Source organism: Nocardia sp. NPDC056541, from assembly GCF_042794235.1.
Classification (GTDB): domain Bacteria; phylum Actinomycetota; class Actinomycetes; order Mycobacteriales; family Mycobacteriaceae; genus Nocardia.
This window is the reverse complement of sequence record NZ_JBHTUD010000017.1, coordinates 123384-144418: the sequence shown is the minus strand read 5'-3', so window position 1 is coordinate 144418 and position 21035 is coordinate 123384. Positions and strand designations below refer to the sequence as shown.

At 67.9% G+C, this 21035-nt stretch carries 18 protein-coding genes; 6 read left to right on the top strand and 12 right to left on the bottom strand.

Annotated features, from left to right (window positions below; all coding sequences use genetic code 11):
• Positions 1-433 precede the first annotated feature (433 nt).
• The 7 genes from tyrS to ACFQ9R_RS27195 form a co-directional block, all read right to left on the bottom strand.
• The gene (tyrS, locus tag ACFQ9R_RS27225; RefSeq protein WP_378994288.1) at positions 434-1720 is read right to left on the bottom strand and encodes a tyrosine--tRNA ligase; all 1287 of its coding nucleotides are present in this window, start codon (positions 1718-1720) and stop codon (positions 434-436) included.
• Between the two features lie 28 nt (positions 1721-1748).
• The gene (locus ACFQ9R_RS27220) at positions 1749-2597 is read right to left on the bottom strand and encodes an alpha/beta fold hydrolase (protein ID WP_378994286.1); all 849 of its coding nucleotides are present in this window, start codon (positions 2595-2597) and stop codon (positions 1749-1751) included.
• 185 nt (positions 2598-2782) lie between these two features.
• Positions 2783-3208, bottom strand: a complete 426-nt coding sequence (locus ACFQ9R_RS27215) for a DoxX family protein (protein WP_378994284.1) — start codon at positions 3206-3208, stop codon at positions 2783-2785.
• Between the two features lie 108 nt (positions 3209-3316).
• Positions 3317-3925 carry a DNA-3-methyladenine glycosylase gene (locus ACFQ9R_RS27210; RefSeq protein ID WP_378994282.1) on the bottom strand — a complete coding sequence of 203 codons (609 nt, stop codon included), beginning with the start codon at positions 3923-3925 and terminating at the stop codon, positions 3317-3319.
• An 84-nt stretch (positions 3926-4009) separates the two neighbouring features.
• Positions 4010-5155, bottom strand: coding sequence for a low temperature requirement protein A (locus ACFQ9R_RS27205; protein ID WP_378994280.1), 1146 nt, complete (start codon positions 5153-5155; stop codon positions 4010-4012).
• A 130-nt stretch (positions 5156-5285) separates the two neighbouring features.
• On the bottom strand, positions 5286-6176 hold the full coding sequence (locus ACFQ9R_RS27200; protein WP_378994278.1) for an RNA polymerase sigma-70 factor: 891 nt from the start codon (positions 6174-6176) through the stop codon (positions 5286-5288).
• 77 nt (positions 6177-6253) lie between these two features.
• Complete coding sequence (locus tag ACFQ9R_RS27195) at positions 6254-7432, bottom strand: NAD(P)/FAD-dependent oxidoreductase (protein WP_378994276.1); 1179 nt, start codon at positions 7430-7432, stop codon at positions 6254-6256.
• 187 nt (positions 7433-7619) lie between these two features.
• Between ACFQ9R_RS27195 and ACFQ9R_RS27190 the strand changes: the two genes are divergently transcribed.
• The 4 genes from ACFQ9R_RS27190 (at position 7620) to ACFQ9R_RS27175 (ending at position 11363) form a co-directional block, all read left to right on the top strand.
• Complete coding sequence (locus ACFQ9R_RS27190) at positions 7620-9134, top strand: multicopper oxidase family protein (RefSeq protein ID WP_378994274.1); 1515 nt, start codon at positions 7620-7622, stop codon at positions 9132-9134.
• Positions 9135-9206: 72 nt separating this feature from the next.
• Positions 9207-9941, top strand: a complete 735-nt coding sequence (locus ACFQ9R_RS27185) for an ABC transporter ATP-binding protein (RefSeq protein WP_378994271.1) — start codon at positions 9207-9209, stop codon at positions 9939-9941.
• Positions 9938-10699, top strand: a complete 762-nt coding sequence (locus ACFQ9R_RS27180) for an ABC transporter permease (RefSeq protein ID WP_378994269.1) — start codon at positions 9938-9940, stop codon at positions 10697-10699. The genes ACFQ9R_RS27185 and ACFQ9R_RS27180 overlap by 4 nt, the downstream gene beginning before the upstream one ends.
• A gap of 28 nt (positions 10700-10727) precedes the next feature.
• Complete coding sequence (locus tag ACFQ9R_RS27175) at positions 10728-11363, top strand: TetR family transcriptional regulator (RefSeq protein ID WP_378994267.1); 636 nt, start codon at positions 10728-10730, stop codon at positions 11361-11363.
• Position 11364: 1 nt separating this feature from the next.
• Here the strand turns inward: ACFQ9R_RS27175 and ACFQ9R_RS27170 are convergent, their stop codons facing one another.
• The 4 genes from ACFQ9R_RS27170 to ACFQ9R_RS27155 form a co-directional block, all read right to left on the bottom strand.
• Positions 11365-12171 carry a class I SAM-dependent methyltransferase gene (locus ACFQ9R_RS27170; RefSeq protein WP_378994265.1) on the bottom strand — a complete coding sequence of 269 codons (807 nt, stop codon included), beginning with the start codon at positions 12169-12171 and terminating at the stop codon, positions 11365-11367.
• Between the two features lie 98 nt (positions 12172-12269).
• A complete protein-coding gene (locus tag ACFQ9R_RS27165; protein WP_378636876.1) occupies positions 12270-12494 on the bottom strand; it encodes a Trm112 family protein in 225 nt (74 codons plus the stop codon).
• 9 nt (positions 12495-12503) lie between these two features.
• Positions 12504-12941, bottom strand: coding sequence for a GtrA family protein (locus ACFQ9R_RS27160; RefSeq protein ID WP_378994263.1), 438 nt, complete (start codon positions 12939-12941; stop codon positions 12504-12506).
• Positions 12938-15133 carry a hypothetical protein gene (locus ACFQ9R_RS27155; protein WP_378994261.1) on the bottom strand — a complete coding sequence of 732 codons (2196 nt, stop codon included), beginning with the start codon at positions 15131-15133 and terminating at the stop codon, positions 12938-12940. The genes ACFQ9R_RS27160 and ACFQ9R_RS27155 overlap by 4 nt, the downstream gene beginning before the upstream one ends.
• A gap of 266 nt (positions 15134-15399) precedes the next feature.
• Between ACFQ9R_RS27155 and ACFQ9R_RS27150 the strand changes: the two genes are divergently transcribed.
• Both ACFQ9R_RS27150 and rffA read left to right on the top strand, forming a co-directional pair.
• A complete protein-coding gene (locus ACFQ9R_RS27150; RefSeq protein WP_378994259.1) occupies positions 15400-16440 on the top strand; it encodes a glycosyltransferase in 1041 nt (346 codons plus the stop codon).
• The gene (gene rffA / locus ACFQ9R_RS27145) at positions 16437-17573 is read left to right on the top strand and encodes a dTDP-4-amino-4,6-dideoxygalactose transaminase (protein ID WP_378994257.1); all 1137 of its coding nucleotides are present in this window, start codon (positions 16437-16439) and stop codon (positions 17571-17573) included. Before ACFQ9R_RS27150 ends, rffA begins: the two co-directional genes overlap by 4 nt.
• Before the next feature lie 55 nt (positions 17574-17628).
• Here the strand turns inward: rffA and ACFQ9R_RS27140 are convergent, their stop codons facing one another.
• Complete coding sequence (locus ACFQ9R_RS27140) at positions 17629-20586, bottom strand: AMP-binding protein (RefSeq protein WP_378994255.1); 2958 nt, start codon at positions 20584-20586, stop codon at positions 17629-17631.
• Positions 20587-21035 lie beyond the last annotated feature (449 nt).

Sequence of the window (21035 nt, the reverse complement as noted above, 5' to 3'; positions counted from 1 at the left end):
CCATGACCGGGGGGTACATGAAAGCTGGAACCAATATAAATATTGGCACTGACATTCATCGACACACTATTGAGTTCTCAAAGAACACACGCACAAACGGAATGACCGGATCGTTCCGGATCTTCCGAAGGGCAACTGTTCCAGCCTAACCTCACGTCCAGACGAAGTCAATCGTAAGCCTGGTCACAAGATCTTCAGCTCTGTCAGGCGTTTCCCCGTATTACCGCGTTTTCCCATGACCCGCCAGCCTCTCGGGCTAGCGTCTCGGCTCCGGGTTGGTGTCCGTGTCGCTCTGACTTCCAATAAGTTACGCGCCGGATAACGCCGCGTCAAATCGCCTGGACAGCACCGGATCTCCGCAGGTCACGGCGATGCGCTCAGCCGTTGCGCCGGCCTGAATCACACGCATGTGACTCAGGCCTCCGCAACGACGTCAGGCTATCCGATGCACGCCCGCCATGTTCTTCTTTCCGCGCCGCAGCACCAGCCACTCGCCGTGCAGGTAGTCGGCATCGGAGGGAGTCCATTCGAGGTCGCTCACGCGCTGGTTGTTCACCGACGCACCGCCTTCGTTGACCACCCGGCGGGCCGCGCCCTTGCTTTCGCACAGGCCGGACGCGACGAGCAGGTCGACGATCGTGTTCGGTTCACCCGGCACCACCTCGGCGACCTTGCCGTCGACCGCGGCTTCGCGCAACGCGGCGCCGAGCGTGGACAGCGGAAGTTCGCCGAGCTCACCGCGGCCGAACAGGGCATGGCTGGCCAATTCCGCCGCGCGGGTCTCGGCCTCGCCGTGCACCAGCGTGGTCATCTCCGCTGCCAGGCGCTTCTGCGCCTCGCGGGCGAAGGGACGTTCCGCCGTCGCCTGCTCGAGTTCGTCGAGTTCTTCGCGGCTCAGGAAGGTGAACCAGCGCAGGTAGCGAACAACATCGGCGTCGGCGGTGTTCACGAAGTACTGGTACCAGGCGTAGGGGCTGGTCAGTTCGGGGTCGAGCCACAGGCTGCCGCCACCGGTGGACTTGCCGAACTTCTTGCCGTCGGCCGAGGTCACCAGCGGCACGGTGAGCGCGTGCACATGCGCGCCGTCGACGCGCCGGTTCAGTTCGACGCCGGCGATGATGTTGCCCCACTGATCGGAGCCACCGACCTGCAGCGTGCAACCGTGCTCGCGCCGCAGCTGCAGGTAGTCGTTGGCCTGCAGCAGCATGTAGCTGAACTCGGTGTAGGAGATGCCGTCGCCTTCGAGCCGCCGTTTGACGGTGTCGCGGGCGAGCATCACGTTCACCGAGAAGTGCTTGCCGACATCGCGCAGGAAGTCGATGGTCGACAGCGGGCCGGTCCAGTCCATGTTGTTCACGATGACAGCACCGGTCGGCGACTCGTCGAGGTCGACGAACCGCTCGAGCTGGCCCCGGATGCGCTGTGCCCACTCGGCGACGGTGTCGGTCGAGTTCATGATGCGTTCGCCCACGTCACGTGGGTCGCCGATCATGCCGGTCGCGCCGCCGGCGAGCACGATCGGCCGATGCCCGGCCAGCTGGAAGCGCTTGAGCGCGAGCAGCGGGACGAGGTGGCCGGCGTGCAGGCTGGCGGCGGTCGGGTCGAAGCCGGCATAGAGCGTCAGGGGCGCGGTGGCCGCGGCAGCGCGCAGCTCGTCCAGGTCGGTGGACTGCGCGATCAGGCCGCGCCAGGTCAGTTCGTCGAAGATGTCGCCGGTCACGCTGACCCATCTTTCCGCATGCGGTTCGTCAGTCGCGTGCGCGGGTGAGCCAGGCGAGCAGATCGGCTTCGACCTCGTCGCGGTTGGTTTCGTTGAGGACTTCGTGGCGGGCGTCCGCGTAGACCCGGTAGGTGAGGTCGGCAAGGCCCGCGTCGCGGTAGCGCTGGACGAGCAGGTCGGACAGGCGGAGCTTGTTGTTGAGCGGGTCCTTGTCGCCGACCATCACGTAGATGGGCAGGTCGGCGCGCACGGTGCTCGGATCGGACAGCCGCGTCTGGGCGTTGCCCGCGAGCAGGCCCATGTTGGCGTCGTCGATGGCGAAACCGCACCAGGGGTCGGCGTTGTAGGCGTCGACCTGGGCGTCGTCGCGACTGATCCAGTCGGCGTCGGTGCGGGTGGGCTGGAACTCCGCGTTGAAGAAGCCGATCAGGTCACCACCGGCGGCCGCGATCTCGCCGAACAGGCCGTCGACCGCGGTCGTGCCGCTCAGCACCACCTCGTCGACGAGGCCGGAATGGTCGAGCAGGTACTGCTGCACGGCGAAGGAGCCGAGGCTGTGGCCGATCAGGGTGACGGGCAGCCCGGGGTGACGTTCGCGCAGGATCTCGGTGAGCGCGACCTCGTCGGCGACGAGCAGGTTCCAGCCGTCGGGGCCCAGGTCACCCGGTACGGCACCCATGCTGAGCCCGTGCCCGCGGTGGTCGTCGGCATAGACGGCGAAACCGAGACCGGCCAGTCGTTCGGCGAGGTGGCTGTAGCGGTCGGAATGTTCGCCCATGCCGTGCGCGATCTGCACGACCCCGCGCGGCTCGGTCTCGGTGGGGAGCCAGCTCCGCACGTGGATCGTGGTGCCGTCGCTGCTGGGGAAAGTGAACACGGGCGCTCCTGCTCGTACGGTCTTCTCGACGTGGTTCTCGATCGTCGCACCTGCGAGGGATTCGCCCTATTGGGTTCGGCGACGAAATCGGGAGCACGAGATCAGCTCCGTCACCGAACTCTCGGCACGCCGACAATCGCCGGAACCTCACGGCTCCGGCGATTGTCAGCGTGTCGAGTGGTGGCTCATCGCACCAGCGCGGTGATGGTGGCGCGGCGTTCGTAGGCGATCCAGGCGAAGATCGCGGCCAGCACCAGTGGGAAGATCCCCATCGCGGGCTTGTCGGCGATGAAGGCCTGCGTCGCCGCGGCGAGCACCGTGAGCACGGACAGACCGGCGGCGGCCAGGCCGGACAGGCGCGGCACCATCAGGCCGATTCCGCCCGCCACCTCGACGACTCCGATGAAGATCAGCAGCCCGATCGGGATGGTCAGGTTCTCGGGGGCGTTGTCCATCAACGTGTTCGGGATGACGAGCTTCGGGCCGCCGGAGGCGATGACGAAGAACAGGCCGAGCACGATCTGCAGGGTCCACAGGACGCGGTTGCGGATCTTGCCGGGGCGGTAGCCGGCGGCGTCGGAGAGGTTCGCGGAGGGGGTCGCAGTGGTCATGGTCTCGTCCTTCGAGTCGGTCGCGCCGGGTTGGTAGCGCGTTCAACAGATAGGACGGACCGTCGCCGGAAAACTCATCGCTGTCGGCGAAGTCTGTCGAAATCGTCGTTAGGGCATCGGGGCGCGAGGGCTGCGCCGATAGACCGAGACAGCGGGCGAGGCCGGTAGCCAGAAGCGCCACGGGATCTCGGCGGCCACGCTGACACCCACTCGGGGACCGGTGGCGATATCGGACTGCGGCACCGGTGGTTCCAGTGCGAGGCGCAGCGCGGAGAACGGGTCGAACAGCTCGGTTCCGTAGTCGGACATGCTGATGCCGAGCGCGCTGCCGACATTGCCCGGCCCCCGCGCCAGATCGGCGTCCGTGCGGGCGGCGGGCCTGCGTTCGCGAGCGAGGTCGATGCCCTCGACTACTTCCGCCGCGCGCACGAGCACCGCACCTGCCTCACCGTCGTAGCCACCGGTCACGTTGACACAGAGATGAATTCCGTACGAGCGGTAGACGTAGAGCCGCCCGGCCGGGCCGAACATCACCGCGTTGCGGGCCGTCGGCCCCGGCCAGGAGTGTGCGGCCGGATCGGGCCACGGTCCGTCGGGGTTGCTGCCGTAGGCCTCGACTTCCACGATGCGCAGCGCCACCGGTCCCGACCACAGGATCGCGCCGAGCAACCTGCGGGCGGCGGTAGGGGGATCGACGGCCAGTTCCTGGGCGGACACGACCGTCATTGTCGCCCAGTCGGGCACCCACGCGCGGCATTCCGTTGCCGCGCGTGGCCGAAGGTACGCCGATGCGATCGGTACTCAGGCGTAGGCGCTGTGCTGCCCGGCGCGCAGGATGCGCCGATCGTCGACGATCACCACCGCGTAGGCGACCGCTACCAGGGCGGCGAGTTGGCCCCAGGCGAGCCAATACACCCCGATCGGCGTGGTGGCGGCGACGGCGAGGGCGCCGAGCAGCCTGCCGCGGGCACCGGACAGACCGAGCGCGGTCCGGAACCAGGACTGTCCGGCGAAGTAGAGGGCGACGCCGCCGGACAACGCGCCCGCGGCGGCCCAGCTCACCGGTTCGCCGCCGTGCGCGATGCTGAGCGCGATCCCTGCCGACGTGAGGATGACACCGACCAGGAGCGGATAGAGCGCATAGTCGTAGGCGACGAGCGCAGGCCGCACCCGTTCGAGGTCGGGTCGTTCGCCCAGCGCGTGCTCGCCGCGTTCGTCGTCGAAACCGAAGTAGGCCCACCACAGCACGTACGCCAGCGCCAGCCCCAACGCGACCATGGCCAGCAGCGCGACGGTGATCGGTTCGCCTGCCAGCCCGACACCGAGGGCGACGATCGATTCGCCGAGCGCGACGATCACCACCAGCCCGTGCCGCTCGCAGAAGTGCGAGACGCGCACCCGGAACCCGGCGGTGTCGACGAGGTAGGGACTGAGGATCTGCACCGCGAAAGCCCCTGCCCAGAGCACGTATTGCAGTGGCGGGTGGGTAAAGCCGCCCGCCACGACCAGGGTGGCCGATACCGCGTTGAGTGGCCCGATCCGGCGGATCGCCAGGACGGCCGACGCCCCGCCCGCCGAGGCGAACATCGCGGTGTGGATCGCGGTCACCAGCAGGTAGCCGATGCCGAAGGCGACACCGGTGCCGTGGAAGGCGTCGGGCACGGCGAGCGCGAGCATGAAGAACGCCGACATCCCGACCAGCAACCAGGTCCGGCGCGAGGACGAGCTCGGCGCGACCTCGTTGGTCAGCCAGACGTACCCGCTGTACATCCACCAGATCACGCCGAACATCAGCGAGACCTGCAGAACTGCTTCCCATCCCGGATGGTGCACGAACACGTGGGTGAGCTGGGTGATCGTGAAAACGAAGACCAGGTCGAAGAACAGTTCCAGGGTCGAGGCCCTGACCTGGCCACCTTCGGCCCGGTCGTTGAGATTGCTTGACACGGCAGAATGGTAGGGCCAGTGACCGGTTCGCGCGAACCCAGCGCGGGACGAGGTTTCACCCCTGATGCAGGAGGGGTTCTCGGCCGGGACGAGCTCGTCCCGGCGCGACAAACGGTCAGCGAGGGGTTGCTCAGCCGAGCAGGTCGGTGCCGCGGTACAGCCCGGCCAGCTTGCCGGGGTTGACCTGGAAGCGCAGATTCTGGATGTGTCCGTCGACGAGGTCGAAAGTGAAGGCGGCGCCGGGGTTTCCGGCGAAGGAGGCCAGGGTGCCGAGCTCACCGTTGATGCCGGTCGCGGTGAGTTCGAAACCCGCGGACGACGGTTTGGCGAGGACGCCCAGGATCCAGCGGGCGACGTGGTCGGGTCCGTGCAGGGGGCGACGGGCGGCGGTGACCACGCCGCCGCCGTCGGACCAGCACGTGACATCCGGGGCGAGCAGGTCCATCAGGGCATTGAGGTCGCCGCCTGCGCAGGCGGCCATGAACTGTGCGGTGACCTGGGCGCGGGCGGCCTTGTCGGTATCGAATCGTGGACGTCGCGAGTGGACGTGGTTCTTCGCGCGGTGCGCGATCTGGCGCACGCTCGCCTCGGACCGTTCGAGGGCTTCGGCGATCTCGGCGTGCGAGTAGCCGAACACTTCGCGCAGCAGGAACACCGCGCGTTCGACGGGGGTGAGGGTTTCCAGCACGACGAGCATGGCGGTGGAGACGGTGTCGGCCAATTCGGTGTCCTCGGCGATATCGGGCGATGTCAGGACCGGCTCGGGAAGCCAGGGGCCGACATAGCTTTCGCGGGTCGCGCGGGCGGAGGTGAGACGGTTCAGCGAGAGATTGGTGACCGTGCGGACCAGGTAGGCCTTGGGATGGGTGACCGCGGCGCGGTCGGTGTCGTTCCACTTGAGCCAGGTGTCCTGCAGGACGTCCTCGGCGTCGGTGACGGTACCGAGCATGCGGTAAGCGGTCGCGAACAGCAGGCGGCGGTGTTCGAGAAACGGATCCTGATCGGCCATACGATCTACCATGTCGCACGCTCCGTCACGGCGGCCAGTCGGTGGGCGCCGAGCAGGCTCGGCGCCCGATCGGCGACGGTGCAGGCTGTTCACGCGACGGCGCGAGTCACCTTGCCACCCTTGGACAATTGCACGTTCATGGTCATCTTCTTACTGGCCTTGAACGTCGGAACGGGGCTGCTGCTGACCAGCTCCTTGTAGATGCGCGCGGCCCAGCCGGTGAGGTAGAGGCGGCGCGGGGTGTCGTCGGCGTCGGTGAACTGGATGACCGCGTCGCGGCGGCCCAGGCTGACCGGCTGGTGGAAGTACCCGAAGCGGAACGGCCGCACTGTCTTGCCGCGCAGTTCGGCGGCGATCAGGTCGGCGGTGTAGGCGGCGGTCGGCAGGCCGCTCTGACAGGTACCGTGCACCTGCCCCCACCCCTGGCGGACGGCGGCCGCGTCACCGATGGCGTGAATCATGTTGTGCGACAACGACTTCAGTGTCGGGTCCACGACGATGAGGCCACGCGCGTCGGTCTCGATCCCCGCCTCGGCGGCCAGCGGTGAGACCCGCACGCCGGTGGTCCACAGCGTGAGGTCGGCGCCGATCACCGTGCCGTCGGCGAGCTCGACCGCGTCGGGCTGCACCTTGGCGACGCGCACGCCGATCTCGCGGACGATGCCGAGCCGGTCCATCGCCTTGTTCAGGTGGGCGCGGGCTTTGTCGCCCATCATCGCGCCCGGCTCGCCCGAGCTGATCAGGGTGACGCGCAGACCGGGGTGGCTTTCCGCGATCTCGGTCGCGGCTTCGATACCGGTGAGTCCGCCACCGCACACGGCGACGCGGGCACCCTGCGCCGCGAGGGTGGCGAGCTTGCCCGCGAATTCGTGGGCGAGGCGCGGGTCGTCGAGGGTGAAGGCGTGGTCGGCGACGCCGGGCACCAGGGAGGTCTCGGCGGTGCTGCCGAGGGCGTAGATCAGCTCGTCGTAGGCGAGTTCGCCGATGCGGTCGACGTGGACGCGCCGCGCGGTGGGGTCGATCGCGGTGACCCAGCCCTGCACGAATTCGACGCCGGTGCCGTCGAGGATTTCCGGGATATCGTGGTGGGCGAGCTCCTGACCGGCGGCGATCTGGTGCATCCGCAGCCGCTCGGTGAAGCGGGCCGACGGATTGACCAGGGTGATCGCCACATCCAGTTTTCTGGTGCGCCGAGCCAGGCGGATCGCGGCCAGCATACCGGTGTAGCCGGCCCCGAGGACGACGATGCGGTGCGTAGTGGTGGTCATTGCGGTACTCCTGTCGGTGGGATGTTCATGGGACAAAGCAGCTCGCAGGAACGTGACAACCCGGCGATGTGATCCAAGTCATATGGTCCTGACCTGCGGGAAACCCTGAAATCCGCGACCGGAAATCAGGGTCGCACCGGGGACGCACCCGGATGTGGCGCCGGGTTCGCGCCCCTACCGTCGACGCATGGCTTCTCCCCCACGCCGGCTACGCCGCATCCTGCTCGGCGCGTGCGCCCTCGCCGTCACCCTGGTCACCGCGATCGGCGCCGGGGTGGCGTGGACCTGGAGCTCCGCCGACATCTCGACGGTCGGCACCACGGAATTCACTCAGCCACTGCGCATACCGCCGCTGGCGGATTCGACAGTCGACTCCACCGGAACACGGGTGTTCGCCCTCGATATGCGCACCGGGACAACCACATTCGAGCCCGGTCGCGCCACCGAGACGTGGGGCTTCAACGGCAGCTACCTCGGCCCCACCGTGCGCGCGGCCCGCGGCGAACGCGTGCGGGTCCAGGTGCGCAACCAGCTCCCCGAGGCATCGACAGTGCACTGGCACGGCATGCACCTGCCTGCCGCCATGGACGGCGGGCCGCACCAGATGGTCGACTCCGGTGCGACATGGACACCGGAATGGACTGTGGATCAACCGGCTTCGACTCTCTGGTACCACCCGCACCCGCACGGCGCGACCGAGGACCACGTGCGCCGCGGCCTGGCCGGCCTGTTCCTGATCGATGACGCACCGAGTGCGGAACTGCCGCTGCCCAGCACCTACGGCGTGGACGACATCCCGGTGATCGTGCAGGACATGCGTCTGCGCGGTAGCCGCCTCGACAGCGCGCACGCGATCTTCCGGGATATCGGCTTCCTCGGCGACCGCACCATGGTCAACGGCACCCTGTCCCCTTATCGGGAAGTCGGGGACGAACTGGTGCGGCTGCGCCTGCTCAATGCCTCGACCGCGCGGATCTACACCTTCGCCTTCGACGACGCCCGCGCGTTCGCGATGATCGGTTCCGACGGCGGCCTGCTCGAACGCCCCACCACCCTCGATCACCTGCGACTCTCACCCGGCGAACGCGCGGAGATCGTGGTGCGGATGCGGCCCGGTGAGCGCACGGTGTTGCGCAGCGAGAAACTCGCGGCGGGTCTCGACTTCTGGTCGAACCGGTTCTCGGGCGGTGACGACACGTTCGATGTGCTCGAACTGCGCGCGGCGGCGACCTTGCGCCCCTCCGCTGGGTTACCGGAAACTCTTGTGCCGCTGTCGATTCCCGATGGGACCGACTCGGTCATGCAACGGCGCTTCGACCTGACCCTGGCCGGCATCAACGGCGAGCGCATGGACATGAGCCGCATCGACACCACGGTCACCCGGGGCACCACCGAGACCTGGGTCGTGCGCAACATCGACGGCATGCCGCACAACTTTCACGTCCACGATGTGCAGTTCCGGGTGCTCGAGTACGACGGCGGCCCGCCCCCGCCCGAGCTGACCGGCGCCAAGGACACCATCTTCCTGCCACCGAATACGGCGACGACGCTGGCCCTACGGTTCGACGGGCCCGCCGATCCGACGACGCCGTACATGTATCACTGCCATCTGCTGTGGCACGAGGACGTCGGGATGATGGGCCAGTTCACCGTTGTCGAACCAGGTCAGCAGGCCGTGACACCTCCGGGACACGCCCACTGACCTTGCCACCTCGAAACCATCGCGCTAAATTCATCACGTAGTGAATTCAACACTCGATGAATTGAGGCGACCATGTCGCGCACCGCACCGCCACCGATCGCCGTCCGGGTCGCGGACCTGACCGTCAAACGCGGAAAACGCCCCGTCCTGCACGGCCTCACCCTGGATATCCCCCGCGGCTCGATCACCGGCCTGCTCGGACCGTCCGGTTGTGGGAAGACCACCCTGCTGCGCAGCATCGTAGGAACGCAGCTGGTGGAATCGGGCACCGTCACGGTGCTCGGCGAACCGGCGGGCAGCGCCGGGCTACGGCGCCGGGTCGGTTACGTCACCCAGGCGCCGAGCATCTACGCCGACATCAGCGTCCGCGACAACGTGGCGTACTACGCCGCGCTCTACGGGCGCGACCGCGACGACACCGAATCCGCGCTCGTCGCAGTCGGTTTGGCCGATCACGCGGATCAGCTCGGCGACCAGCTCTCCGGTGGCCAGAAGACCAGGGCATCCCTGGCATGCGCGCTCGTGGGCAAGCCGGAACTCCTGGTGCTCGACGAACCGACAGTCGGCCTCGATCCGGTGTTGCGCGTGGAACTGTGGAAGCAGTTCCGTGAATTGGCCGCGGCGGGAACGACTCTGCTCGTGTCGAGTCACGTGATGGACGAAGCCGAGCACTGCGACAAGCTGCTGCTGATGCGCGAGGGCAACCTGCTCGCCCAGCTCAGCCCCGACGAACTGCGCGAGCGCACCGACGAACAGAACCTCGAGGCCGCTTTCCTGACCCTGATCACGATGGGAGAGCACGCATGACCACCCTGCGCCCCTACACCGCCACGACCGCCCGGATCCTGCGACAACTGCGCAACGATCACCGCACCGTCGCCATGATCCTGGTGGTCCCCGCCCTGCTGATGACGCTGCTGTACTTCATCTACCAGGACGCACCGCGCCCGCCGCACGCCCCGCTGACGATGTTCGACCGGGTCGGCATCACAATGCTCGGGATCCTGCCGTTCATCGTGATGTTCCTGATCACCGCGATCGCGATGCAGCGCGAACGCACATCGGGAACCCTCGAACGACTGCTCACCACACCGCTGAGCAAGCTCGACCTGCTCGCCGGATACGGCAGCGCGTTCTCCCTCGCCGCCGCCGCGCAGGCCGCGGTCGCCTGCGTGGTCGCGTTCTGGCTGCTCGGACTGACCGCCGCGGGCAGCCCGGGCTGGGTCATGCTGATCGCGATGGTCGACGCGGTGTGCGGCGTCGGGCTCGGCCTGCTGGCGAGTGCGTTCGCGCGCACCGAATTCCAGGCCGTGCAGTTCATGCCGGTGATCGTCGCGCCGCAGATCTTCCTGTGCGGGCTGCTGGTACCGCGCGACCGGCTGCCCGGCTGGCTCGAGGCGATCAGCAATGTGATGCCGTTGAGCTACGCGGTCGACGCGCTCCAGCAGGTGTCGGTTCACGCGGAGCCGACAGCTGCGATGTGGCGCGATATCGCCGTCGTCGCCGGGTTCGCGCTGGTGGCGCTCGGCCTCGCCGCGGCTACTCTGCGTCGACGCACCCCGTAGCGAACACGACCCGACGAGAGGATCCACGATGAGTGACGGCGAATCCGGTGCCGGCACAGCGAAATCCGGGCGCACCGGACGCAGGCCGGGCAACGCCGACACCAAGCTGGCGATCCTCGACGCGGCGCGGGTCCGGTTCGCCGGCGCCGGGTTCGACAAGACCTCGATCCGCGCGATCGCGGCCGATGCCGATGTCGACCCGGCGCTGGTGCACCACTACTTCGGCAACAAGCAGCAGCTGTTCGCCGCCGCCGTGGACTTCCCGGTCGACCCGGACACCACGCTCAGAGCCGTCGACGCCGCGCCGATCGCCGAGCTCGGCGCGACGATCGTGCGCGCGGTCGTCACCGTGTGGGACTCCCCCGCCGGACCCGGCATCGTGGCCATGGTCCGCAGCATCTTCGCGGGCGGCGATCAGAATCTCGCGCGCACGTTCCTGCTCCAGGTGGTACTGGAACGGGTCCGGGTGCGCATCGCCACCGCCGACGACGACGGTCGCGCCAGGGTCTCGCTGGCCGCATCCCAGATGATCGGGGTCTTGACCGCCCGCAAGATCATCGCGCTGGAACCGCTGGCCTCGATGCCGATCGATGCCGTGGTCGATGCCGTCGGCCCAGTCGTACAGCGCTACCTGACCGGTGAGATCGAGACCGGCAGTTGGTGATTCAGCGCGACCGCACCCGCACGATCGCCGGTGGCACATCGCGCAGCAACGGCAACGCGCCGAAGATCGGCAGGGTCGCGGCCAGCGGACCGTGCGAGGGACCGTAGGAGCTCACCGTCACCTCGCCGACCGCCGGACTCCACGACCGCAGCAGCGCCGCGATCTTGCTGCGCTCGATCCCCCACGGCATCGGCGGCGCCGTGTAGTCCGGCGTCGTGTGGAACCCGCGCACGGTCTTGCGGGAGAACCACGGCGGGATCGTGTCGAACATCAGCTCCACGCCGGGAAATCGTTCGAGAATCGCGGCGATCAGGCGGCGCACGTCGTCGGGCGCGAAGTACATCAACAGCCCCTGCGCCGTGACGAAGACACCGCGCTCGGGATCGACGTGGTCGAGCCAGGTCAGATCCAGCGCACTGATCGGCAGATACTCACACCTCGGCGTCGGCGGCAGGAATCGAGTGCGGATCTCGATCGCCTCGGGCACATCGACGCACAACCATCGCACCGCGCCGTCATCGCACCGCTGGAACTGGGTCTCGAGCCCGGCGGCCAGTTCCACCACGGTCCCGCCGGGATGCGCGGCCAGCCACGGCCGCAGTGCTTCATCGAAGCGGGCCGAACGTACAGCGTGGGTGCCGTCGGGCTCGCCGAAGGTCCGCGTGTAGTCGAAATCGATGGTGTCGTAGAGGCGTTCACAGTCCGGATCGGTCAGGACCGCGTCGGCGCGCTTCACCTCCGCACCACGGTTGTGCAGGGTCCACAGCATGGTCAGCGGAATGCCGCTCAATGCGACGTCATCAGCCATCGGACGCACTCTTTCCTGATCGGGTCAGCACCTCAGCACGAACTAAGGTAAGCCTAACCCCGATTCGGGAGCAGTGGGGAAGCTGCCGAATGGGCCGATCAGGATTCGGCGACGAAGAATTCGTGCTCGGCGTCGGAGACGTCGCGGGCCTCGTCGATCAGCAGCACCGGGATGCCGTTGTCGATCGGGTACGCGCGACGGAGACGCGGGTTGTAGAGCACGCTCACATCGGCTTCGGTGCGCACCAGCTGCAGGGGACCCTTGTCCTGGGGGCAGGCCAGCAGGCCGAGCAGGGTTGCGTCGATGGTGGATTCGTGCGCCATGTGCCTAACCTACCGCGCCCGGCGGAACGAGATGTAGCGGTGTCCGAAGAAGCTCACGACCGCCACCAGACCCATGACGATCACCGAGGCGGGGGCGGCGGGAAACCCGAGGCCGGTAACCGCCAGTTCCACCAGGATCACGTTGAGCACCAGACCACCGGCGTTGACCCCACAGAACGCGAGAAAGTCACGCAGGAGATGGCCGTGCACGCGGAACACCAGGGTGCGGTGCAGCACGAACGCGACGACCGTGCTCACCGCGTAGGCAGCGACAACGGCCAGACCGGGCCTGCCGTCGCCGAGCACCTGCAGCCAGAAAACGACGAGCGCCATGCCGAGCAGGGTGTTGAACCCGCCGACGATCGCGAACGCCAGCTCCTGACGTTTCACGATCCGCAGCAGCGGGCCCGGTGTCTCGAGCACGCCGCCCGCCGCCTCGGCGGTCATCGCACCGCGTTCGCGAGCGCGGTGTCGTCGTCGGCGATCGACTCCGCCGCCGGGGCGTCCAGCTCCTCGTCGTCGGGCTTACGCCCACGCACGTACAGCCACTGGAACACCGCGAGTCCGAGCAGTCCGAGGCCGATCGCGGCGCCGCCGATCTTCCAGCCCGGCGGACGCCAGGTCAGCTCGAGATCGCCGTTCTTCGTCCCGGCCGGAATGTCGACCGCGACGAAACTCTTCGCGACGACCTTGAACGGGATGTCCTTGCCGTCGAGGCTCACCCGGTAGCCCGGCCAGCCCAGACGCGCGAACACGACGCGGCCACCGGCCGCCGAGCTCACGGTGACCCGGCTCGTCGTATCGCTTTCCGAGGTCGAGACCGCGGTGGCGTTCTCGACCGCCGAGATCCGGCCGTTGCGGGTGGAGATCAGGCCGTCCGCACGTTCGAGGACCGAGATGTAGTTCTCGTGGCCGGGGTAGTCGACCCACTTCCACCCCTCGGGCGCGGGCTCTGTCCGCGCGGCCGGGTAGAGCGCGCGTTGCAGCACCACCCGGTCGATGTTCATCAAATCGACGACCGTTTTGCCCGTCGACGGCTCGACCGCGAACGCGCGGCGGTAGGCGTCGGGGCACACGCTGGTGTCCCAGCGCATGCAGAGCATGTCGCCGAACCAGAAGTGACCGTTCGGGGTGTAGCCGCTGACATAGGTGCGCTCGATGTCCTTGGCGTAGTTGCCGAACACCAGCGAGCCGTAGGCACCGTCGAGGGTGCGCTCCCCCGGTTGGATCAGTGCGCGATCGCCGAGCTGCAGCGTGGTCCCCGCGAATTCCGGGAACGCCGCGCGCGCCGCGGCTCGATCGCTGGGCAGATTCCAGCTCATCGGCGTCGGCTGTGCCCGTTCCACCTGGACATACGCGATCGGGGACACCGCGATGATCGCCAGCGCCACGGCCGCCGAGATCCCCTTGTTCACCGCCAGCCACACCAGCGCGGCCCCGAGCGCGGCGATGGCCAGCGCGGCGATCACATGCGCGATCCAGTTGTGTGGGTCGGCGGAGAACGACCGCACCCACAGCAGCCCGATCAGCACGGCCGCCGCGATACCCCGCGCACGCCAGTCCTTGAAGGTCGCGAACCGCCCGAGCAGCACGCACACCAGCAGCAGCAGACCCAGCGCCACCATCGGCAGCACGCGGGCGGGCCAGCGCAGCGGGCCGATCGTGCCGGGTCCGGCCGTCCACATCAGCGCAGCGATCGCGAACAGGCCGATGCCGCTGAGTTCGCGCCAGGCCGCACGCGCCTTGCCCCAGTCGATGAACGCCAGGGCCGGAATCAGGAACCAGGCGATGTAGACCACCGGCAGCGGCTGGACGTAACCCCACCACGAGGTGAACGCGGGCAGGGTCGAGGGCAGGCTCGCGTTCAGCGATTCCGACCACGGCACCGTGAGGAACATGTCGTTGTTGATCTGAGCGGTGCCACGCCAGGTGACCTTCGCCGACAGCATGCTCGGCAGGTAGGTCGCCGCTCCGGCCAGCGCCGCCAAGCCGGCCACCGTCAGCAGTTTCAGCGACGGGCGCCAGGTCCGCTGGTAGATCAGCTCACCGACCGCGACCGCGCCGATCATCAGACCGGCTTCCACCGCCGGGAAGATGTACTGCACCGAAATCGCCAGGTAGAGATACACGAACACGGGGATCGGCCCGCCGCGACCGCGCGAGTAGCGCACGCCCGACGCCCACGCGTGCACCATCCACGCGGTGCCGGTGAAGGCGGTCATCCAGCTGGCCTCGTCGAAGAACAGCAACCAGCCGGTGAACGAAATCGAGACCCCGGCCAGCGCCGCCCACTGCACCCGGGAGCCGTAGGCCAGGCAGATCCGGTAGACGCCGAGTCCGAGGATGATCGCGAAGATCAGCTTCACCACGGTCGCGTACAGCACCAGGTTGTCCACCGAGGGCGCGATGAGATCGATCAGCAACTGCGGCGGATTCAGCAGCCCGGCTTCCTCGATCGAGTAGTTCCCGGCCATCCAGTGCTCGGGCACCATCACCGGCAGATCACCGTTGCGCAGCCGGTTGCCGAGCATCACCCACAGCGGGACGTACTGGGATTCGGTGTCGTCGGTATAGAAGTGCCGAACGTTGGCCAGGAGAACCGCACCATAGCCCGCGATCACTCCGAGGGAGGTGATCAAGCCCCAGATATAGACGGAACGACGGGACGGGGTTCTACTTTCCACCACGAGGACCAGACCCTACAGGCACACGGCCCGACTGGCACCGTCGCACAGCGGGATCGCTTCCACCGACGTGTCACGCGCCGGTGTTAAAGTGCGCACACTGCTGGGTCAATACCTCCGAAACACCGAAAGTGTCCGCGATGCCGATTCCGTCCGCACCTTTGTCCAGGCCCGACACTGTCGTGCGATCGGGCGCGCCCGATCGCAACGGATCGAGCCCGGTGCATTCGGTATCGGTGGTCGTCCCGGTGTATCGGGGCGAGGACACGATCGCGGCACTGGTCGCCGAGCTGGACCGGCTGACGGGCCCGAGTACGACCGCGGCGGGCGCCCGGTTCGCGGTCGAGGAGATCATCCTCGTGCACGACAACGGCCCCGACCGCTCCGATGTCGTCCTGCAGGAACTGGAAGGGTCCTTCCCGCAGGTGCGCGCGGTGTGGTTGAGCCGCAACTTCGGTCAGGACGCGGCGACGATCGCCGGTATGGCGGCGGCACAGGGCGACTGGATCGTCACGATGGACGAGGACGGTCAGCACGACCCCGCGTTCATCGCGGACTTCCTCGACGCGGCGCTGGCCTCGCGCGCGGACCTGGTCTATTCGAAACCGTCCAATACCCGCCCGCACGGCTTCCTGCGCAATCTCACCTCACGCGGCGCCAAGATCGTGCTCGCGACGGTGTTCGCGTTCCCGGATTCGACGCGCTTCGAGAGCTTCCGGCTGATCCGCGGCGACATCGGCCGCCAGCTCGCCGAGGTCGCGGCCAACGGCGTGTACCTGGACGTGGCGCTCACCTGGGTCGTCGGCAATACGGTCTCGGTGCCGGTGGTGCTGCGCGCCGAAGGCCGCGAGGAGTCCGGCTACAACTATCGCCGCCTGTTCTCCCTGTTCTGGAAAATGGTGCTGTGCAGCGGCACTCGCGGCCTGCGACTGGTGAGCATGCTCGGGGTCACCCTCGCGCTGGCCGGGGTGATCATGGCCGCGGTGGTGATCGTGCAGGCGTTGACGCAGGACAACCACGATCCCGAGGGCTGGGCGTCGATCATCGTCGTGATGCTGCTGTGCTCGGGCGCGATGCTGTTCTCGCTCGGCCTGATCGCCGAGTATCTCGGTGTCGCACTGCACATCCTGGTCGGCAAGCCGCTCTACCTCACCGTGCAGACCCCGACACCGCGCCCGGATACGATGCATGCGCCGGCCGTGAACCATCGAGTCGACGCCGCGGTACCGGCAGCCGCGACGGAGAAGGGCCATCGCGCGTGAGCGACCGCATCATCTTCAGCAGGCCGTTCCGCGCTGCCGCTGAACGCCCCAATCTGATGACCGTGCTCGATTCCGATCACAGTCACGGCGACGGTCAGTTCACCAAGTCGGCGACGGCGAAGATCAAAGCCATCACCGGCGCCGATCACGCGCTGCTCACCACCTCCTGCACGCACGCGCTCGAATTGGGCGCGCTGCTGCTGGAGCTGGGTCCCGACGACGAGGTGATCGTCCCCAGTTTCGCGTTCACCTCCGCGGCCACCTCGATGGCCCTGCGTGGTTCCACCTGCGTGTTCGTCGACATCGACGAGTCCACCGGCAATATCGACCCCGCCGCCGCGGCGGCCGCGATCACCGACCGCACCAAGGCCATCGTGGTGATGCACTACGGCGGTGTCGCCGCCGACATGGAGCCGCTGCTCGCGCTGGCCGCCCAGCACGGCGTGGCGATCATCGAGGACAACGCACACGGTCTGGGCGGCACCTGGCGGGGCAGGCAGCTCGGCACGATCGGCACCCTCGGCACGCAGAGTTTCCACGACACGAAGAACGTGCACTGCGGTGAGGGCGGCGCGCTGCTGCTGTCGGACGAGATCCTGATGGGTCGCGCCGAGATCATGCGGGAGAAGGGCACCGACCGCGCTCGCTTCCTGCGCGGCCAGGTCGACAAGTACTCCTGGCAGGACATCGGTTCCAGCTACCTGCCCAGCGAGCTCAACGCCGCCGTGCTCGACGCCCAGCTGGCCGAGTTCGACACCATCCAGGCCAACCGCCACCGCGTGTGGGACACCTACGCGGCCGCGCTGCCCGACTGGGCGGCACGCAACGATGTGCGCCCGATGACGGTGCCCGCCGACGCGGGCCACACCGCGCACCTGTTCTACCTGCGGATGCCCAGCGAGGACAGCCGCGACGGCATCATCGCCCACCTCGCCGAACGCGGCATCGTCGCGCCGTTCCACTACATTCCGCTGGATTCGAGCCCCGCGGGCCTCAAGTACGGCCGGACCCCGGTGCCGTGCACCCGCTCGGCGAACTTCTCGGCGACGATCGTGCGCCTGCCGCTGTGGCCGCTGCTGAGCGAGGCTCAGCTCGGTCGTGTCGTCGACGCGGTCACCGAATACCAGGTGTAGCCGCCATCGAACAAAGGCCGCCCGGTTTCTGCCGGGCGGCCTTCGCGTTGTGCGGTCAGCTTCCGCCGAACAGCGTCGCCGCCGCGGCGTTGCCGAGCACTTCGTACGCTTCGGTCTCCCGGTTGTAGATCCAGGTACCCGGTCCAGCCTTGGGCAGACCCGCGGCCTGGATCGCCGAGGCCGAGGGGCGGAAGCTGGAACTGCGCGGGATCTCGTCGACGACGTAGACCAGGTCAGGGCGCTGGCCGGGCTCCAGCCCGCGCATCGCCTCGGTGACATCGCCCGGTTCGATCCGGAACCCGTCACGCACGCTCAGGGCAGCCGCCGCGATCACGCCTGCCGCGGTCTTCAGCCCGAACGCGACCTCCATGTCGACCGGGGTGATGTCGTTGAGCACGTCCACGATCGGCTGGGTGAACACGGGGCCGCGCACGGCACGGATCACGGTGTCGCGACGGTCGACCAACCAGTAGTCACCGTCGCTGTCACGCCGGAACAGGTTCTCCGTCGGCCACCAGGCGTCACCGGCGCGGAACACACCGCGCAGCCCACCGTCGGAGATGTCGCCCCCGTCGACGGCCTTGCCGAGCAGCAGCCCGGGTTCGTTGTCGGCGCAGCGGCGGGCGAACCCGTCGTCGCCGACGAGGATCTGCTCGCTGACCGGGTCGTAGGCGACCAGTTCGACCCGCGCGGTGCCGGGAACGGGCCTGCCCTTCGATCCGATCTTGGCGCCGGTGACATTCGCCAGCACCACGTCGCCGTCGATCGAGGCGTAGAACTCGAGCACCCTGGCCGGGGCGAACTGTTCGATGGTGCGCCGCCACAGACCAGCGGGCATACCGGAACCGATGAACAGCCGGATCGGATGGTTGTGGCCTGCGGGAAAGACCTGGGAGTCGAGCAGGTCGCGCAGCATCGTCCAGGTGTAGGTGACGACGGTGACGCCGTAGCGGTGCACCTCTTCGGCGAACCGGCCCGGATCCATGTCCATCGGCCGAGCGAGCGCGATGCGGCTGCCGCCGGCGATCGCCCCGCCGAGGCTCACCAGCAGCCCCGACGAATGGTGCAGTGGCGCAAGGCAGTACACCGTGTCACGACGGTCGAGGTCGGCCGCGCTCGCGGTGCCGAACGCCGACAGGGCCCAGCGGTGGTTGGTGATGTACTTCGCCTCCAGGCGCTCCCCGGAGCCGAGGACGAGCACGAACGCGAGTTCGCGCGCCAGGCCCGGGTTCGGCCGGTACCAGGCGGGCACCCGGACCTTCGCCGGGTCGATCTGCTCGAGGTCGATCACGCGATCGCTGGTCGGCACCGCGAGCGCACGGCTGTCGCCGCCGCCGAGTACCAGCACCCTGGCGGCCGTCGCGGCGGCGGTGCGCAGGTTCTCCGGATCGGCGATCAGCGTCTGCACGCCGGTCAGCTCGATGGCCCGGTCGAGTTCGGCGCCCGGCGCCAGCAGCACCGCGACGGCGCCGATGCGCGAGAGCGCCGCGACCGAGGCCAGGGCGCTCGGACGCGTCTCCATCATGATGCCGACGCGCATGGCGGGGCGGATGCCGACCGAGATCAGGCCGCGCACGACATTGTCGACGCGCTCCTCGACGGCGGCATTGGTGTGCACCCGGTCGTCGAAGAGGACCAGGTCCTTCTGCGGTGCGCGGCTCGCGTGCTCACTGAGCAGTTTGCCGAGCGAGATGCGGGTGTGCGGCTGGATCATCCCGAGCCTGGTCAGCCGGGGCAGTGCCCGCGCCGCCTCCCCCGCCATTTCGAGCGATCCGCGAATCGTGTTGCCCGCGATGCCTTCCAGTGCCTTGCCGACACCCGCGCCCGCCTCGGCCAGGCCGGCGGCGGTGTGCACCATCCGGGTGGCGGCGGTGCGCGGCGCGTTGCTCGCGACGTGTTCCTGCATGGGCACGATCTGCTCGGGCAGGGTGCCGTTGCCGTCCATCCACGCGATCCAGTCGCGCACCATCGGCCAGGTGTGGTTGGTGGCCGTCGAACCGGCGACGAGCCCGAAATGGCCTGCCACCAAACTCGCTTCGTACACCTCGGCATTGGGGGCGGCCCGCACGATGCCACGCACCGCGGCGGGCTGACCGATGTCGTCCACCTCGCCGACGAAGGCCAGGATCGGGCACTTGAGCTCAGCGAGCGACACCGGGTGGTCGCGAATCACGAATCCGCCGAGCATCATTCGATTGTGGGCGACGAACTGCTTGAGCAGATCGGCCACTGCCGGACCCGAATACCCCACCCAGCCATCGCTGTTGAGGAAGCGGCGCTGACGTTCCTTGGGCAGCAGCGCTTCCCGATCGTGCAATTGCAGCAGGAAGTCGATGCGCGACTTGGCGGTCTTCACCGGGTCGAGCATCTGGAAGCCGATGCGTACCATCGATTCGGTGATCGGCAGCCGGTGCATCACGTGGTCGGCGAGGAAATCGGCGACTTCGGAAACCAGACCGTAGGGCAGACCGAACGGCATCCCGTTGACTATGTCGACAGGGCTGCCGAAGGTGACGATGGAGGCCACGCCCTTGCCGTAGCGGTAGGCAGTGGTCTGGTAGGCGAACATGCCGCCCTGGGAGTACCCCATCACATGCAGCTGCGCGCCGGTGGCCTCACAGACGGTGTCGATGGCGGAGTTCACCGCGAGCACGTGGTCGGCCAGGTCGCGTTCCCAGCCGCCCTCCTCGGTCGCGGGTGAGCCGAAATCGATGACCCAGCAGTCGATTCCGCTCTCGTGCAGAATGCCGACCGCGCCGCCTGCCGCGTTGACGTCCCAGATGTCGGCGTTCACCATCAACGGTGGCACCAGCAGCGCCACCGGACGCCCCGGCGTCGTATCGTCGGGGAAGTAATGTCGCAGCCGGTACATGCGTCGGCGCTCGACGACCTCGAAGGGCGAGGACTCGACATCGTGTGACAACCCGCCGAAGCGGATCACCTCCAGCCCGTTCTGCGCGGTAGCCAGCAACCGCTGCACCGAACCGACCACACCTTTTGGACTGATATCCACCGTTCCCACCTGGCCCTACCTGCTCAAAGTGACACACCTCACACACCCCGATGTGCTCATATGAGCTTGCCACATCGGACCTCCATTATGTGTCGGCTGTGACAGGCCGCATGTTCCGGCGATTCGAATCACATGCCCCGCTCAACGGCCGATAACACTGAGGTCACAACTCTCGTACGGTTCGTCGTCACGCCGAGATCGCCCGGGAACCGGCAGCCCAGGGCAGAGGTGGCCGCCGCGATGCGTCCGAGCATCGGCACAGAGAACACATCGCGGGCGACTCCCGGACACCCAGCTGTCCGCAATCGCCTCCCGCACAACGGTTCTCCCGGTCATCACCATGTTTTCCCGAATATCCGGCGCGCGGCCACTGCAACCGCCTACCATCGTTATCGTCCGGAACGTACTGACACGCATCAGATTTCGTGTAACACCGTTTCACACGCCCG

Bases quoted from the DNA above. Each gene is read 5' to 3' on its own strand.
- ACFQ9R_RS27215 (WP_378994284.1), bottom strand. From the start codon at position 3,208: ATGACCACTGCGACCCCCTCCGCGAACCTCTCCGACGCCGCCGGCTAC.
- ACFQ9R_RS27200 (WP_378994278.1), bottom strand. From the start codon at position 6,176: ATGGTAGATCGTATGGCCGATCAGGATCCGTTTCTCGAACACCGCCGC.
- ACFQ9R_RS27195 (WP_378994276.1), bottom strand. From the start codon at position 7,432: ATGACCACCACTACGCACCGCATCGTCGTCCTCGGGGCCGGCTACACC.
- ACFQ9R_RS27190 (WP_378994274.1), top strand. From the start codon at position 7,620: ATGGCTTCTCCCCCACGCCGGCTACGCCGCATCCTGCTCGGCGCGTGC.
- ACFQ9R_RS27185 (WP_378994271.1), top strand. From the start codon at position 9,207: ATGTCGCGCACCGCACCGCCACCGATCGCCGTCCGGGTCGCGGACCTG.
- ACFQ9R_RS27180 (WP_378994269.1), top strand. From the start codon at position 9,938: ATGACCACCCTGCGCCCCTACACCGCCACGACCGCCCGGATCCTGCGA.
- ACFQ9R_RS27175 (WP_378994267.1), top strand. From the start codon at position 10,728: ATGAGTGACGGCGAATCCGGTGCCGGCACAGCGAAATCCGGGCGCACC.
- ACFQ9R_RS27170 (WP_378994265.1), bottom strand. From the start codon at position 12,171: ATGGCTGATGACGTCGCATTGAGCGGCATTCCGCTGACCATGCTGTGG.
- ACFQ9R_RS27165 (WP_378636876.1), bottom strand. From the start codon at position 12,494: ATGGCGCACGAATCCACCATCGACGCAACCCTGCTCGGCCTGCTGGCC.
- ACFQ9R_RS27160 (WP_378994263.1), bottom strand. From the start codon at position 12,941: ATGACCGCCGAGGCGGCGGGCGGCGTGCTCGAGACACCGGGCCCGCTG.